16 protein-coding genes are annotated in these 14,661 nt (G+C 70.7%); 5 read left to right on the top strand and 11 right to left on the bottom strand.

The features are described from left to right. Positions 1-3 precede the first annotated feature (3 nt). From kal to kdd, 5 genes are read right to left on the bottom strand one after another with little or no spacing between them, the layout of a single operon-like run. Positions 4-369 carry a 3-aminobutyryl-CoA ammonia lyase gene (gene kal / locus JKJ07_RS25975; RefSeq protein ID WP_202994375.1) on the bottom strand — a complete coding sequence of 122 codons (366 nt, stop codon included), beginning with the start codon at positions 367-369 and terminating at the stop codon, positions 4-6. After that, entirely contained in the window at positions 366-1,097 is a 732-nt protein-coding gene (kamE, locus tag JKJ07_RS25970; RefSeq protein ID WP_202994374.1) for a lysine 5,6-aminomutase subunit beta, read from the bottom strand. Before kamE ends, kal begins: the two co-directional genes overlap by 4 nt. Further along, the gene (kamD, locus tag JKJ07_RS25965) at positions 1,094-2,650 is read right to left on the bottom strand and encodes a lysine 5,6-aminomutase subunit alpha (protein ID WP_202994373.1); all 1,557 of its coding nucleotides are present in this window, start codon (positions 2,648-2,650) and stop codon (positions 1,094-1,096) included. The genes kamE and kamD overlap by 4 nt, the downstream gene beginning before the upstream one ends. A gap of 13 nt (positions 2,651-2,663) precedes the next feature. Then, positions 2,664-4,178: an amidohydrolase gene (locus tag JKJ07_RS25960; RefSeq protein ID WP_236029868.1), complete on the bottom strand. Its 1,515-nt coding sequence runs from the start codon at positions 4,176-4,178 to the stop codon at positions 2,664-2,666. Between the two features lie 5 nt (positions 4,179-4,183). Continuing rightward, positions 4,184-5,290, bottom strand: coding sequence for an L-erythro-3,5-diaminohexanoate dehydrogenase (gene kdd / locus JKJ07_RS25955; protein ID WP_202994372.1), 1,107 nt, complete (start codon positions 5,288-5,290; stop codon positions 4,184-4,186). Positions 5,291-5,424: 134 nt separating this feature from the next. Here kdd and JKJ07_RS25950 point away from each other — a divergent pair, with 134 nt between their 5' ends. Beyond that, the gene (locus tag JKJ07_RS25950) at positions 5,425-6,786 is read left to right on the top strand and encodes a KamA family radical SAM protein (RefSeq protein WP_202994371.1); all 1,362 of its coding nucleotides are present in this window, start codon (positions 5,425-5,427) and stop codon (positions 6,784-6,786) included. Positions 6,787-6,889: 103 nt separating this feature from the next. On the opposite strand, the gene JKJ07_RS25945 is transcribed toward JKJ07_RS25950, so the two are convergent. Both JKJ07_RS25945 and JKJ07_RS25940 read right to left on the bottom strand, forming a co-directional pair. After that, positions 6,890-7,081 carry a CsbD family protein gene (locus tag JKJ07_RS25945; RefSeq protein WP_202994370.1) on the bottom strand — a complete coding sequence of 64 codons (192 nt, stop codon included), beginning with the start codon at positions 7,079-7,081 and terminating at the stop codon, positions 6,890-6,892. Positions 7,082-7,728: 647 nt separating this feature from the next. After that, positions 7,729-8,799 carry a hypothetical protein gene (locus JKJ07_RS25940; protein ID WP_202994369.1) on the bottom strand — a complete coding sequence of 357 codons (1,071 nt, stop codon included), beginning with the start codon at positions 8,797-8,799 and terminating at the stop codon, positions 7,729-7,731. A 121-nt stretch (positions 8,800-8,920) separates the two neighbouring features. Here JKJ07_RS25940 and JKJ07_RS25935 point away from each other — a divergent pair, with 121 nt between their 5' ends. Beyond that, positions 8,921-9,895, top strand: coding sequence for a GNAT family N-acetyltransferase (locus tag JKJ07_RS25935; protein ID WP_202994368.1), 975 nt, complete (start codon positions 8,921-8,923; stop codon positions 9,893-9,895). A gap of 24 nt (positions 9,896-9,919) precedes the next feature. After that, the gene (locus JKJ07_RS25930; RefSeq protein WP_307834408.1) at positions 9,920-10,645 is read left to right on the top strand and encodes a class I SAM-dependent methyltransferase; all 726 of its coding nucleotides are present in this window, start codon (positions 9,920-9,922) and stop codon (positions 10,643-10,645) included. Positions 10,646-10,760: 115 nt separating this feature from the next. On the opposite strand, the gene JKJ07_RS25925 is transcribed toward JKJ07_RS25930, so the two are convergent. Genes JKJ07_RS25925 through JKJ07_RS25915 form a run of 3 tightly spaced genes read right to left on the bottom strand, consistent with a single transcriptional unit; the run spans position 10,761 to position 12,640 of the window. Further along, on the bottom strand, positions 10,761-11,213 hold the full coding sequence (locus tag JKJ07_RS25925) for an Lrp/AsnC family transcriptional regulator (RefSeq protein WP_202994366.1): 453 nt from the start codon (positions 11,211-11,213) through the stop codon (positions 10,761-10,763). A 17-nt stretch (positions 11,214-11,230) separates the two neighbouring features. Beyond that, positions 11,231-11,461, bottom strand: coding sequence for a putative signal transducing protein (locus JKJ07_RS25920; protein ID WP_202994365.1), 231 nt, complete (start codon positions 11,459-11,461; stop codon positions 11,231-11,233). A 30-nt stretch (positions 11,462-11,491) separates the two neighbouring features. Next, a complete protein-coding gene (locus JKJ07_RS25915) occupies positions 11,492-12,640 on the bottom strand; it encodes an acyl-CoA dehydrogenase family protein (RefSeq protein ID WP_202994364.1) in 1,149 nt (382 codons plus the stop codon). 60 nt (positions 12,641-12,700) lie between these two features. Between JKJ07_RS25915 and JKJ07_RS25910 the strand changes: the two genes are divergently transcribed. Continuing rightward, positions 12,701-13,612 (top strand): 5'-3' exonuclease, encoded by a 912-nt coding sequence (locus tag JKJ07_RS25910; protein WP_307834407.1) that lies wholly within the window; start codon positions 12,701-12,703, stop codon positions 13,610-13,612. Here the strand turns inward: JKJ07_RS25910 and JKJ07_RS25905 are convergent. Continuing rightward, the gene (locus JKJ07_RS25905) at positions 13,609-14,085 is read right to left on the bottom strand and encodes a GNAT family N-acetyltransferase (RefSeq protein WP_236029867.1); all 477 of its coding nucleotides are present in this window, start codon (positions 14,083-14,085) and stop codon (positions 13,609-13,611) included. The two genes, JKJ07_RS25910 and JKJ07_RS25905, sit on opposite strands and share 4 nt — an antisense overlap. Before the next feature lie 54 nt (positions 14,086-14,139). On the opposite strand from JKJ07_RS25905, the gene JKJ07_RS25900 reads away from it, so the two are divergent. Beyond that, positions 14,140-14,661, top strand: coding sequence for a TetR/AcrR family transcriptional regulator (locus tag JKJ07_RS25900; protein WP_307834406.1), 522 nt, complete (start codon positions 14,140-14,142; stop codon positions 14,659-14,661).

The following is a 14,661-nucleotide window of genomic DNA, read 5'->3' as shown; positions in this document are numbered from 1 at the left end:
CATTCAACTCTGCGCGGGTACGACGACTGTGCCCGTGGCGGTCACCGCGACGATCGGCTCGTCGAGAACGGAAGCGGCCGACGAACCCGTCCCCCGGCACACGACCCGCGACTGGAACTCGATCCTGCGGGACCGGGTGCCCATGTGCACGACCGTGGCCACCACCTCGAGCACGTCCCCGGCCTGCACGGGCGCCTTGAACTGCACGTCGTCGTACGAGGCGAACAGCCCCTCGTCGCCGTCGAGCTGGATGCACACCTCGGTGGCGACGTCGCCGAACAGCGCGAGGGAGTACGCCCCGTCGACCAGGTTGCCCGCGTAGTGCGCGTGCGAGTAGGGGACGTACCGGCGGTGGGTCACGGTGATCACGAGGGGCTCCCGGCTAGGGCGTGGACAAGATACGAGGCGACTTCGCGCGGGGTCGTCCCGCGCGTGAAGATCCGGTCGACGCCCAGGTCGGCCGCCATCAGCTCGTCGAAGCGCGGACCGCCGACGATCAGAAGCGGACGTTTCCCGGCCGGCAGGGCCTCGCGGAAGGCGGCCGACATGGCCCGGGTGTTCTGCAGGTGCGCGTCGCGCTGGGTGACGACCTGCGAGACGAGCACGGCGTCGGCCTTGCGTTCCCGCGCGGTCTCGACCAGATCCGGTACGGAGACCTGGGCGCCCATGTTCGTCACGGACAGCTCGCTGTAGTACTCCAGGCCCTTCTCCCCCGCGATCCCCTTGAGGTTGAGGATCGCGTCGATGCCGACCGTGTGCGCGTCGGTGCCGATGCACGCCCCGACCACGTTGAGCCGCCTGCGCAGCGTGCGCTTGATCGTCGCGTTGACCTCCTTGGCGCTCAGCAGCGGGAAGTCGCGCTCGACGACCTGCACCTTGTCGGTGTCGACGAGGTGGCTGACCTTGCCGTAGACGACGAAGAAGGTCAGCTCCCCCATCGGCTTGGCGTGCACGAGCAGGGCCGGGTCCATGCCCATCTTGTTGGCGAGCTGGATCGCGGCGCCCTCGGCCCGCTTGTCGTGCGGGATGGGCAGCGTGAACGAGAGCTGCACCATGCCGTCACCGGTGGTGTCCCCGTACGGGCGAACGATGCTCATGGTTCTAGAGCCTCCGTGACGGGGTTGTAGTAGTCCTCGTCGTGTTTCGCCACGCCGTCGAGGCCCTTGCCCCGGTCGGCGGGCCGTTTCATGATCCCGAACGTGCCGTCGGCGATCGCGTCGAGCAGCGAGTCGTCGACGATCTTCTCGAGCAGCGCGATCGCCTCGCCGAGCACTTCGTGGGCTCGGCTTTGGATGAACCCGCCCGGGGCCGGGACGAAGTCCTCGTGCAGCTTGCCGGCGCCCGTGAGCACGTACCGGACGTTCTGCAGGGCGATGTCACGGTCGCTGAGCCACGGCGTGACGACCGCCTCGGTCATCATGCCGACCAGCAGGATCCCCTGCCCGGTGAGCGCCCCGACCAGGTTGAAGAACCCGTCGAGCAGGTTCCCGCGAAACACGTCGCCGGTCATGTGCTTGGTCGGCGGCATCCACTTGAGCGGCGCGTCCGGGAACAGCTCGCGGGCCAGCAGCGCGTGCGCCAGTTCGAGCCGGAACGACTCGGGCAGATCCGGGTTGATCTCGAACGCGTGACCCAGGCCGAGCTGCCAGTTCTCGAGCCCGGCCTCGTGCGCGAAGAACTCGTTGAGCAGCTGCGACACCGTGACCGTGTGGGCCGCCTCGACGGCGTCGGCCGTGGTCAGGTAGTTGTCCTCGCCGGTGTTGATGATGATGCCGGCCCGGGCGTGGACCTGCCGCGAGAAGCGCTGGTCGACGAACGTTCGGATGGGGTTGATGTCGCGGAACAGGATGCCGTACATGCTGTCGTTGAGCATCATGTCGAGGCGTTCCATGCCGGCCAGCGCCGCGATCTCGGGCATGCACAGCCCCGAGGCGTAGTTGGTCAGCCGGACATATCGCCCGAGCTCCTTGGACGTCTCGTCCAGCGCCGCCCGCATCAGCCGGAAGTTCTCCTGCGTCGCGTACGTGCCGGCGAAGCCCTCCCGGGTGGCGCCCTCGGGCACGTAGTCGAGCAGCGACTGCCCGGTCGAGCGGATCACCGCGATCACGTCGGCCCCGGCCCGCGCGGCCGCCTGCGCCTGCGGGATGTCCTCGTAGATGTCACCGGTGGCCACGATCAGATAGATCCACGGCCGCTGCTTCGGGTCCCCGTGCCGCTTGATCAGCCGCTCTCGTTCGGCCCGCCGGCGGTCCACGATCTTCAGTCCGCCGCCGCCGGCCTTCTTGGCGGACCGCCGGGCCGCGGTCACCTCGGCCCGTACGGCAGGCATCTCGAACCGCACCGCGCCCGCGGCCGCCTTCTGCGCGAGCACGGTGATGTCGTCGACCCCAGCGCTCCGCATCGCGTGGAACACCGGGACCGCGACGCCGTGCCCCAGCCCGACATCGGCCCGCACCGCGTCGACCAGCCGGTTCACCCAGGGGATGCCGTCCTGGTCGGCCCCGCGCACCCCGGCCAGCCGCAGCACCGCCCGCTCCACCGACACCGTGGTGTGCGAGCGGGCCAGGTCGACCACCGGCTGCCCCGCCTTGGCCGCGAGCCGGCGCGCCGTGCGCACCACCCGCGGATCCAGATCAAGCTTGCCCGCCACCCCTGCTCCTCGCCTATGCCTCGTAGATCGTTTCGCCGTGCCCGACCGTCCGCCGGCAGATCGGGCGTTCCGGAGCCGCGCCGTCGACGTCGGGCAGCAGAGCGGGCAGACCTTCCCGTACGCCACCAGGCGTGTCCCACACCGCGAAGGACGCCGACTGCCCCGGGGCGAGCACACCCGCGTGGTCGACCAGCGCCGCCTTCCACCCGCCGCGGGTCGAGGCCGCGAACGCCGCCCGCACGCTCATCCGGTACACCGGGTTGCGCGGGGCCGCGGCCGCCACCACCACCGCCCACGGGTCGAGCGCCGTCACCGGCGAGTCCGACCCGAACGCCAGCTGCACCCCGGTCGCGTGCATGGCCCCGATCGGGTTCGACGCCATCGCCCGCTCCACACCGAGGCGCTGCGCGTACATCCGGTCCGGGCCGCCCCACAACGCGTCGAACACCGGCTGCACCGAGCCGATCACGCCGAACTCGACCATCCGCGCGATCATCGCCTTGTCGATCAGCTCGACGTGCTCGACGCGGTGCCGGCCGGCCCGGACGGCGTCGACCCCGACCGACTTGGCGGCCAGCGCGAACCCTTCCAGGACGGTCTCGATGGCGGCGTCGCCGATCGCGTGGAAGCCGCCCTGCACGCCGACCGTGATGCAGTCGAGCAGGTGCTCGGCGGCCTGCTCGACACTTACGAACGCCTCACCGCAGCCACCTGTCTTGAAGGGCTCGCGCACCGAAGCTGTGCTGGACCCGAGCGCGCCGTCGGCGTACAGGTCGCCGGCCGCGCCGACCGCGCCCAACTCCTTGGCCTTGAGGGCGCCACCCAGCTCACCCCAGTAGCCGAACACCTGCGGCAGCCCCTGCCCGCTCAGCTTGAGCACGGAGGTCAGGTCGGCCTCGCTGGACGTGCCGGGGCCGCCGCACTCGTGCACGGCCGCGATGCCCAGCGACGCCGCCTTGGCCAGGGCGGCCCGCTGCGCCGTGGTCCGCTGCTCGGGCGTCAGATCATTCAGAGCCAGAGCCCGTACGGCGTGATGGTCGGCTTCTTTGACGAGACTCTCGCCCGTCGGCAGTCCCGCCGCCGCGAGCAGCGCCGGCGACGCCAAAGCGGAGTGGACCGAGGCCTGGGACAGATAGACGCGGCGGCCCCCGGCGGCCCGGTCGAGCTCGGCGGCGCTCGGCACAGTCTGGTCGGCCCACGTCGACTCGTCCCAGCCGTGACCGTGCACGATGCTGCTCTCGGTCCTCGTCGCGGCGAACCGGTCGACGGCGGCCAGCAGCTCCTGCGCCGAGCGCACGCCGGAAAGCTCGAGGCCGTCGACGGCCAGGCCGGTGTCGGTGGTGTGCACGTGGGCGTCGACGAACGCGGGGGTGACCAGACCGTTGTCCAGGTCGACGGTCCGGTCGGCGGCGGGGGTGTCCGCGGAGTCGCCGAGCCAGGCGATCCGTCCGTCGCGCACCAGCATGGCGGTGGCCCGCGGGTCGGCGGCGGAGTAGAAGCGGCCGTGGGTGTAGAGCACCTCAGTCATAGGCGTCAGTGTCCCGCGATCCGCGCCTCGAAGAGGGACCGGACCGCCGGGACACGGCGAAGAAGATCGACGGCGAACTCGGCGTGCCCCGGCACATACCCGTTGCCGATCAGCATCGTGACGTCGGCGGCCAGGCCTTCCGCGCCCAGGGCGGCGGCCGGGAAGCTGGTCGCCATCGAGAAGAAGATCACTGTGCCGCCGGGGGCGGTGGCCAGGATCGCGCCGTGCTCACAGCCGGGGACGTCGACGCAGACGACCGTGATCGTGGCCGGGTCGCCTACCGCTCGGGCCACGTCGACCGGGTTGCGGGCGTCGGCGATCGCCACCTCGTCGGCCACTCCCGCTCCACGTAGGCTCTCCGCCTCCTGCTCGTTCCGGACGATTCCGATGGTTCTGGCGCCCGCCAGCCGGGCTGCTGCGAGAGCCAGGGATCCGCTCTTGCCGGCGCCGCCGAGCACCGCCACCCGCGGCACCCCGCCCGTTTCCGGCACCCCGCTGGGTGCCCCACCCGCGTCCCGCACCCCCTCTACGTCCCGCACCCCACCCCGCGCCTCTGCCGCATCCCGATATTTCCGGACAATGCGGTCGGTGAGGGCGGGGGCGCCACAGACGTCGTACACCGCGAGGGACAATTCGGGCGCCAGATCGTCGGGGAGGACGCCGACGATCGAGCGGCCGAACAGGATGGCGGTGCCCTCGGCGGGAACCTGCTCGGAGCGGCCGTCCCAGTTCGCGAGGCCGTCGGTGATCCGGAGTGGGGTCAGGGTGAGCGAGACGAGGGTGGCCACGCGGTCGCCCTTCTTCACGCCCAGCGGCGAACGCGGGCCGGCCTCGTCGACCACGCCGATCAGCATGCCGCCCGAGCCGGTGACCGGGTTGTGCATCTTGCCGCGCGTCGCCACGATCTCGAGCACCTCGGCCCGGATCGCCGCGCCGTCGCCGCCGTGCTTCTCGGCCAGCTGGCGATAACTCGCCGCATCAAGATTCAGGCGCTCCACCCGTACGCGAACCTCGTCGTCTTTGATCTCGGGGCTCGCATCCAGTCGCCAGGCCGCCTGCGGCAGCACCCCGGGCGGCTCCAGCACCCGGTCAAGTCCGACAGAAGTTGCCATTCACCCCACCCCTAACAAGAAATGAAGGGCCTTAGCCCGTGTCCACACCGTAAATCCTGCGGCTAACTGTTTACCAGACCGGAAATCCTCCAGTAGCGTTGATCCGGTCCGAACGATCGATCAGGGGAGGCTCCGTGACCCAGCCCGCCGGACAGCCGTACGAGTACCGCCGCCGCACCCTGGTCGAGCCCGACTGGACCCGGTTCCCCGGGTGGCGCGACGTGACCGAGGCGCAGTGGCAGTCCGCCCAGTGGCAGCGGGTCAACTGCGTCAAGAACGTCAAGCAGCTGCGCGCCGTCATGGGCGACCTGCTCGACGAGAGCTTCTACACCGACCTCGAGACCGACCAGCAGCGCCTGGCCACGATGTCGATGCTGATCCCGCCGCAGATGGTCAACACCATGGTCCCCGACCGGGTGCCCGACACGGAGTCGTTCTACGCCGACCCGATCCGCCGCTACATGCTGCCGGTGGCCACCGACCGCCACCTCGACTGGCCGTCGCACCCGCACGCCACCCGCGACTCGCTGCACGAACACGACATGTGGGTCGCCGAGGGCCTCACCCACCGCTACCCCACCAAGGTGCTGGCGGAGCTGCTCTCGACCTGCCCGCAGTATTGCGGCCACTGCACCCGGATGGACCTGGTCGGCAACAGCACCCCCACGGTCGACAAGCTCAAGCTGACCCTCAAGCCGGTCGACCGGTACGACGCGCACCTGACCTACCTGAAGGCCCACCCCGGCGTACGGGATGTGGTCGTCAGCGGCGGGGATGTCGCCAACGTGCCGTGGAAGCAGCTCGAGGCGTACCTGATGGGTCTGCTCTCCGTGCCCACCGTGCGCGACATCCGGCTGGCCACCAAGGCGCTGATGGGCCTGCCCCAGCACTGGCTGCAGCCCGACGTGGTCGAGGGCCTGCACCGGGTGGCCATCACCGCCCAGCGGCGCGGGGTCAACCTCGCCGTGCACACCCACGTCAACCACGTGAACTCGCTGACCCCGCTGGTCGCCCAGGCCGCGCAGACGCTGCTCGAGGTGGGCGTGCGCGACGTCCGCAACCAGGGCGTGCTGATGCGCGGCGTCAACGCGACGACGGCCGACCTGCTCGACCTGTGCTTCGGGCTGCAGGGCGAGGCCGGGATCCTGCCGTACTACTTCTACATGTGCGACATGATCCCGAACGCGGAGCACTGGCGGGTGCCGGTGTGGCACGCCCAGCAACTGCAACACGACATGATGGGCTACCTGCCCGGCTACGCAACCCCGCGGATCGTCTGCGACGTGCCGTTCGTCGGGAAGCGCTGGGTCCACATGGTCGCCGAGTACGACCGCGAGCACGGCATCTCGTACTGGACCAAGAACTACCGCACGTCGATCGAGCAGAACGACGACGAGGCCCTGTCGAAGCTGCACGCCTACTACGACCCGATCGACACCCTCCCCCAGACCGGCCAGGACTGGTGGCGCAAGCAGGAAGCCGCCGCCGCCTCGTGACACGGAAACGGCCGGCCCCCGGGTGTGGGGGCCGGCCGTATTTCCTTGGATTCCTCGCGCCGGGCCGAAGCCCGTGTCATCCTCGCGCTTGGAAGTCTTCGGTCTAGCTGAAGGCGTCGCGCACGTCCTTGCCCGCGTCCTTCACGTGCTCGCCGGCCTTCTTGGCGTGGGCGGCGGTCTCCTGAGCCTGCCCCTCGGCCACCAGGGACTCGTTGTCGGTGGCCCGTCCCACGGCCTGCTTGGCCTTGCCGGTCAGTTCCTCGGCCTCGTTCTTGACCTTGTCCGTGAAGCTCATCGCTCACAACCTCCGTGGTGTTTGGCTCGACGTTCTGATGCCCGTTCTGTCCGCCGCCAAAACCCGTGGCTTCCGTTCGTATCGCCGCGACGTCCAGTCGCCCCCGCCGCACCGCCTAGAGCATCCTAGGATCCTGGTTCGGTTGCTTCGCAACCATCGGCTGAGTGGGGAAGCGTCCAAGCGAACGGCCAGGCTGCGCGTCCGGAGCGAGTGTGGTCTTGCCCGACGCGGACAGGCAGGAGCGGACAAGCAGGCGCGGGCAGGCGGGCGCGGACAGAGCGCGGCAGCCGCTGGCAGACGGGCCGGTACAGCCAATCAGGCCAGCGCGAACTTGCGGGCGCACGCAAGCAAGCGCAGGCAAGGGCCAGCGCGCGGGCAAGGGCCAGCGCGCGGGCAAGGGCCAGCGCGATCTTGCGGGAGCGGGCAAGCAAGCGCGGGCAAGGACCAGCGCGAACCTGCGGGCGCGGGCAAGCGAAGCGGCGGGCAAGGGCCAGCGCGAACCTGCGGGCGCGGGCAAGCGAAGCGGCGGGCAAGGGCCAGCGCGAACTTGCGGGCGCAGACAAGCGAAGCGGCGGGCAAGGACCAGCGCGAACCTGCGGGCGCAGACAAGCGAAGCGGCGGGCGGATGCGAGGGCGGGGCGGCGACCCTACCCGGGCGGAGCGGCAGGTGGCTCGTCGGACTTCAGGTTGAGAGGGAGTCGGGCGGCGGGGCCGGTGAGGAACCACGTCGTGAGGTCGGTCGGCGGGGTGAGACCTGTGCGGGCCGTGGCGTTCCATTCGGGCCGCTCGAGGACTGTCAGGTACTGCCCGACGATGGTGTCTCTTTGTTCGGAGGTGCAGCCGGATCGGGCCGGGGGTTTGGTGATCAGTTCGTCGGCGATGGTCGCGGCGTTGACGTAGCGCGGGAAGGTGGGTGCCTGGCGGGATAGGTGGGTGGCGTGGGCGGCCAGGACTATTGCCGACGGTGGGTAGTGCTCGAGGGTCGTCCCCATGCCGCCGCAGTCGGTAATGGCCTTCAGGAGGCGGCCGGTGTGGTCGATCAGGGCGTCGTCCACATCGTCGCCGGTGATCGCTTCGTGCAGGTGGGCGGTGGTGGCGACCTGGCCGGCGAAGTAGCCGTTGAGGAAGTCGCCGTCGCAGGCGTGGCGCAGCATCCACGACCGGGTGCCGGCGGAACCGAGGCGGCACAGGGCCTCGATCACGTAGACCCTCCCCCAGCCGGTCGTCCGCTCGGCCAGCCACGTCAGCGCCTCCGCGCCATCGCGGCGGCGTTGCAGCGCCTCGGCCGCCAGCGGGCCGAACCAGTCCGCCAGCAGGCCGATCGTCTGGATCAACGGGATGTCGTCGTCGGCGTGGTCGGTGGCGAGCAGGGCCAGGCCGACCAGCGCGGCCCGGCGGTCGGTGGCGTGCCGAACCAACCAGCGTCCGGTCCGCCGCACCCGCTGCCGGTCGGCCCGCAGCGCCGCGGCGGCGATGTGCTCGTTGCGGTGAATCGGGACGTCGCAGTCGCGGAAAACGAGGTCGCTCGGGTGGGCAACAGAACCGAAGTGCCGGTCGAGGATCGCTGCGACATCGGCGCCCGCGAGCCGCGGATCGTTCCGCGAGCGCGGGCGGCGGATCTCGTCGTCCGGATAAGGTTTCCCGCCGTCAGGCAGCGGGCCGCCGGGATGCTGCCGATGCAGGCGCAGCGCGTGGTCGAACAGCGTGGCCGGACTCACCGGCGGACGGGGGACTCGATTCTCACGGTCATGGCCGACAGGGTGCCACGGCGGGACGGGCGATCTCAAGATCTCGTAAATGGAGCGACAGCGCGGCCGGGCCGGCATTAGCCTCCGCCGGATGCATGAGGCACTGGGAACTTTGACGTGGCGGCCGCTCGAGCGCAGGGATGCCAAGGCCTCCGCCGACCTGCTCAACGCCATGGAGGCCGCCGATCAGGCCGGTGAGTTCTACGACGAGGAAGACACGCTGCAGGAACTGGTCGACCCGTACACCGATCTGGAGCGGGGCAGCCTCGCGGTCTTCGACGGCGACGTCATGGTCGGCTTCATGAAGACCAGGTATCAGCCGGTCGGCGAGGGGGTCCAGCGGGTCGTCATGGACGGCGGTGTAGCCCCCGGCTATCGGCGCCGGGGCCTCGGCACCCGGTTGCTGACGGCCGGGGTCGAGGCGGCCAAGGAGCAGCACGCCCGGCACGGTTCGACGTTGAAACTCGCGATCGACGTGCACAAGCCCGAGAGCATGGCCGGGCTGGCCGAGCTCATGCGGGCCCAGAACTTCGAGCAGGTCAGCTACTACCAGCACCTGGAACACTCGCTGGGCGACGCGATCGGCGACACCACGGTCCCGGCCGGGCTGAGCATCGAGCCGTGGGCGGCGGAGAACGACGAAGACTTCCGGCTGGTGCGCAACGAGGCGTTCGCGGAGGACCGGCTGCGGGCGCCGATGACCGCGGAGTCCTGGCAGAGCAAGATCACCAATCAGACGTTCCGGCCCACGGTCAGCTTCCTGCTGCGCGACGAGGTTACCGGGGCGCCCGCGGGCATGCTGGTCACGATGTCGTGGGACGCGGACACGGCGGCGACCGGCATCCGCGACGCGCGTTTCCTGCTGATCGCGACGCAGCCGGGTTATCGCAAGCGGGGCGTCGCCGCCGCGCTGATCACGCACGCGCTGCGGGCCGCGGCCGCCGAGGGTTACGACCGGGCGCTGGTCGAGGCGGACTCGGACAACCCGTTCGGAGCGATCCGGGTCTACGAGAGGGCCGGGTTCACGCCCCGGCTCCGGTTCGTGAGCTGGGCCCTCGAGATCTGACCGGCGGTCGTTAAGATCGTGAATGTGAACGATCGCGCCGCGCACGCCAACTCGTTCGGACCGGCCGCCGACATCTACGAGCGGGGACGGCCTTCCTATCCGGCCGCCGCCCTCGACTGGCTGCTGCCGCCGGGCTCGCCCCGCGTGGTCGACCTCGGGGCGGGCACCGGCAAGCTGACCCGCCAGATCAAGGAGCGCGGCCTGAGCGTCACCGCCGTGGAGCCGTCGGAGGGCATGCTCGCGAAGCTCAAGCAGTCGGTGCCAGGTGTGCCGGCCGTGCTGGGCAGCGCCGAGCGGATCCCGCTGCCCGACGGGTCGGCCGAGGCCGTGCTGGTGGCGCAGGCCTGGCACTGGGTGGACCCGCAGCGGGCGGCGCCGGAGATTGCGCGGGTGCTGACCCCGGGCGGGCGGCTCGGGCTGCTGTGGAACCTGCGGGACGAGCGGGCCGACTGGGTGCGGCGGCTGGGCGAGATCATCGGCAGCCAGGAGTCCGAACGCGACACCGCCGTGGGGACGCCGTTCGGGCCGGTGGAGATCGCGCACTTCGAGTGGACCGAGACGCTGGGGCCGGAGCGGCTGATCGACATGGTGGCGTCGCGCAGCTACGTGATCCTGCTGGAGCCGGACGAGCGGGCCGCGCTGCTGATGGAGGTGCGCCGGCTGATGGCGACCCACCCGGATCTGGTCGGCCGCACGGAGTTCAAGCTGCCCTACATAACCGAGTGTGCGCGGGCCACGGTCTTGAGCTGAACCACCCACCACGGCCGGATGCCCGCGGCACGGAGCGGGACCACCGCGACGCGCGCGAGGGGAACCCCGGGACGGACCCGGCTGCGTTTGTCGACAGCCCTAGGACGTACGGGAATCAGATCTCGGCGGTGATGCGCGGCGGGCGATTCTCGTACGGGGTGGAGAGGACCACGGTCGTGCGGGTGGTGACGTTGGCCGCGGTGCGGATCTCCTGGAGGAGGCGTTCGAGGTCGGCGGGGCTGCCGACGCGGACGAGGAGCATGTAGAAGTCCTCGCCCGCGACCGAGTAGCAGGAGTCGATCTCGGGCAGGTGGGCCAGCCGGTCGGGGGCGTCGTCAGGCTGGGAGGGGTCGAACGGGCGGATCGCCACGAAGGCGGTCAACGGCAGTTCCAACGCCTCGTACGACACCTTGGCCGTGTAGCCCGCGATCACGCCGCGCTGCTCGAGCCGCCGGACCCGCTGGTGCACGGCGGAGACGCTCAGCCCGACCCGCTCGGCCAGGTCGGTGTACGACAGGCGGCCGTCAGCGGTGAGGGCGCCCACGATCGCCCGGTCGATCTCTTCCACGGGCGCCACCCTACCGGTTACTGCGCGTTCTTCTCCGCCTCGGCCAGCACGGCCCGGGCCTGCGCCTCGTCCTCGGCGTTGACCTGCACCGGAACCCCGTCGGTGACGGCCAGCGCGGGGTCGAGGCCGCCGGCGTCATCGGCCAGCGAGATCGCCCGCAGCCCGTTGCTGCGCAACAGCCCGACGATCAGGTCGGCCTCGATCTGAGACCCGGCGACGGCAACGGTGACAGCCTCGATGTTGTCCATGCTTGTCGGGATTTCCGAAGATCAGGCCGCTCAAACGTCCCGGACGAGGGAGCGGCTGATCACCAGGCGCTGGATCTGGTTGGTGCCCTCGACGATCTGCAGCACCTTGGCCTCGCGGAACCAGCGCTCGGCGGGGTGGTCGCTGACGTAGCCGGCGCCGCCCAGCACTTGGATCGCGTCGGTGGTCACCCGCATGGCCATGTCGGTCGCGAACAACTTGGCCTTGGCCGCCTCGATCGAGAACGGGCGGCCCGCGTCCTTGAGCCGGGCGGCGTGGAGCAGCAGGGCGCGGGCGGCGGAGATCTGGGTCGCCATGTCGGCCAGCAGGAAGCCGACGCCCTGGAAGTCGGCGATGGCCCGGCCGAACTGCTCGCGTTCACGGGCGTAACCGACCGCGTAGTCGAGGGCGGCCTGGGCCAGGCCGACAGCGCAGGCGGCGATGCCGAGCCGGCCCGCGTCGAGGGCCTCCATGGCGATGGTGAAGCCGGTGCCCTCCGCGCCCACCAGCCGGTCGGCGTCGACCTTGCAGTCGTCCAGCACGATCTGGGCCGGGGCCGACGCGCGCAGGCCCATCACCTTCTCGGCCTTCTGCGGTTCGAGGCCGGGGGTGCCGGCGTCGGCGAGCAGGCAGGAGATGCCGCGGGCGCCCGGACCCCCCGTACGGGCGAAGATGTTGTAGAAATCGGCGTCGCGCGCGTGGGTGATCCAGGCCTTGGTGCCGTTGACGACCCAGCGGCCGTCGCCGTCGCACACGGCCTTGGTCTGCAGCGACGCGGCATCGCTGCCCCCCTGCGGCTCGCTGAGGCAGTACGCGCCGAGCAGCTCGCCGCCGAGCATGTCGGGCAGCTGCTTGCGCAGTTTCTCGCTGCCGTGGGCGTAGACCGGATAGCAGGCCAGGGTGTGCACGCTGACCGCCTCGGCGATGGCCAGCCAGGTGCCCGCGAGGGTCTCGAGCACCTGCAGATACACCTCGTACGGCTGGGCGGCGCCGCCGTCGGACTCCGGATAGGGCAGGCCGAGCAGGCCGGAGCGCCCGAGCGTGCGCACCACCTCGCGGGGGAACTCGCCGCGCGCCTCGAACTCGGCGGCCTGGGGCGCCAGCTCGCGTTCGCACAGCTCACGGGTCAGATCGAGCAGGTCATGGGCTTCGGCGGTGGGGAGCATCCGATCTACCGTCACGACGCTTAGCTTAACGGTCGTTTGGGTAGCGATGCGACAGGCTGCCGTTAAGGTGGCACGGTGACCGCACAGCCGCTGCTCGCCGTCGACGCCCCCAGCCTCTATTTCCGCGCCTTCCACGGCATCCCCGAGAAGGCCGCGCAGACCAGCGTCGGCGAGCCGGTCAACGCGATCCGCGGCTTCCTGGACATGATCGCCCAGCTGGTCCGCACGCGGCGGCCCGACCGGCTGGTCTGCGCGCTCGACGCGAGCTGGCGGCCGGCGTGGCGGGTCGAGCTCGTGCCGTCGTACAAGAAGCACCGGGTCGCCCACGGCGACGTCGAGGTCGTGCCGCCGGCGCTCGAGAAGCAGGTCCCGATCCTGCTCGAGGTGCTGGCCGCGGTGGGCATCCCGGCCTTCGGCGTCGAGGGCTACGAGGCCGACGACGTGCTCGGCACCCTCGCGGCCACCCAGCCGGCTCCGGTTGAAGTGGTGTCGGGTGACCGTGACCTGTTCCAGCTGGTCGACGACGATCGCGGCACCCGGCTGCTCTACTGCGGACGCGGCGTGGCCAAGCTCGAGGACGCCGACAACGCCCTGGTCGAGACCAAATACGGGGTGCCCGCGAAGTGGTACGCGGACTTCGCGGCCATGCGCGGCGACGCCAGCGACGGCCTGCCGGGCGTGCCGGGCGTAGGCGAGAAGACGGCGGCCCGGCTGATCATGCGGTACGGCGGGGTGGAGGAGATCCTGGCCGCGCTGGACGACCCGGATGCCGGGTTCGCGCCGGGCGTGCGCACCAAGCTCGACGCGTCGCGGGACTATCTGGCGGCGGCGCTGCCCGTGTGCAAGGTCGCGCTCGACGTGAAGCTGCCCGATTTTGATCCGGCGATCCCGCGCTCCCCCAAGGACCCTGAGGCGCTGATCGCCCTGGCCGAGCGGTGGAACCTGGCCAACTCGGCCAAGCGGCTGGTGGACGCGCTCGCGGGTTAGAGCGTCAGCTCGTAGGTCTGGCCGATGACCTCGCCCGCGCCGAACCCGGCGTGCGGCTCCTCTTTGGCAAGCTCGAAACCGCGCGAGAGATAGAGGCGGCCTGCGATCGCTTGCCGATCCGTGGTCCACAGCCTGATTCGAACATATCCGTTTTTTCGTGCGAAGTTCAGGCACGTGTCGACCAGCTGAGCTCCTACCCTGCGGCCGCGGGCGGCGGGATCCACCAGCAGCACTCGCAGCACGGCCGTGTCATCACCGCCGTCAACGCAGAAGACACAGCCCACACGCAGGCCCTCGACTTCGGCGATCCAAGCGTTTTCCCGTACGGGGTCATGGCCGCTCGCGAAATCGGCCACGATCCGCGCCACCAGCGTCTCGAACGACGCGTCCCAGCCCCACTCCGACGCATAAAGCTCGCCGTGAGCCTTGATCACCCAGCCCAGGTCGCCGGGCCGGCCCAGTTCCCTGATCATCGCCACCCCCATCACCACTGAAACGGTCGTTTCAGTTGGGATACTATCCCCCTCGTGGCGCAGGGGCGGCGGTCGGAACTTCTGGAGAAGGCATACGCGTACGTCCGCGCGTCCGGCATCTCCGAGATGTCGCTCAGACCGTTGGCGGCGGCGATCGGGTCGAGCCCGCGGGTGCTGCTGTTCCTGTTCGAGAGCAAGGACGGCCTGATTCGCGCGCTGCTGGCCCGGGCCCGGGAGGACGAGTTGTCCGCGCTGCGGGGCACGCTCCCCCAAGGCGCCGGCGCGGCCGGGTGGGCCGTGTGGGAGTGGCTGGCCGATCCGGGTAACGCCTCCCTGCTGCGCCTGTGGGTCGAGGCCTACGCGCGCTCGCTCGGCGCCACCGACGGCCCCTGGGCGGGTTTCGCCGCCGAGACCGTGGCCGACTGGCTCGACGTCCTGGCCCGCGCCGACCCCGAGTCAACCCCGGCCCACCGTACGGCGGTGCTCGCGGTGCTGCGCGGGGCGTTGCTCGACGTCCTGGCCACCGGCGACGTCGAGCGCGTCACGGCCGGTGTCCGCCACGCGTTGCCGGCCTGA

Origin of the sequence: Paractinoplanes lichenicola (assembly GCF_016785085.1) — a bacterium.
GTDB classification, from domain to species: Bacteria; Actinomycetota; Actinomycetes; order Mycobacteriales; family Micromonosporaceae; genus Actinoplanes; species Actinoplanes lichenicola.
Note: the sequence above shows the minus strand (reverse complement) of the source record. Positions and strands in the feature narration are given on the sequence as shown.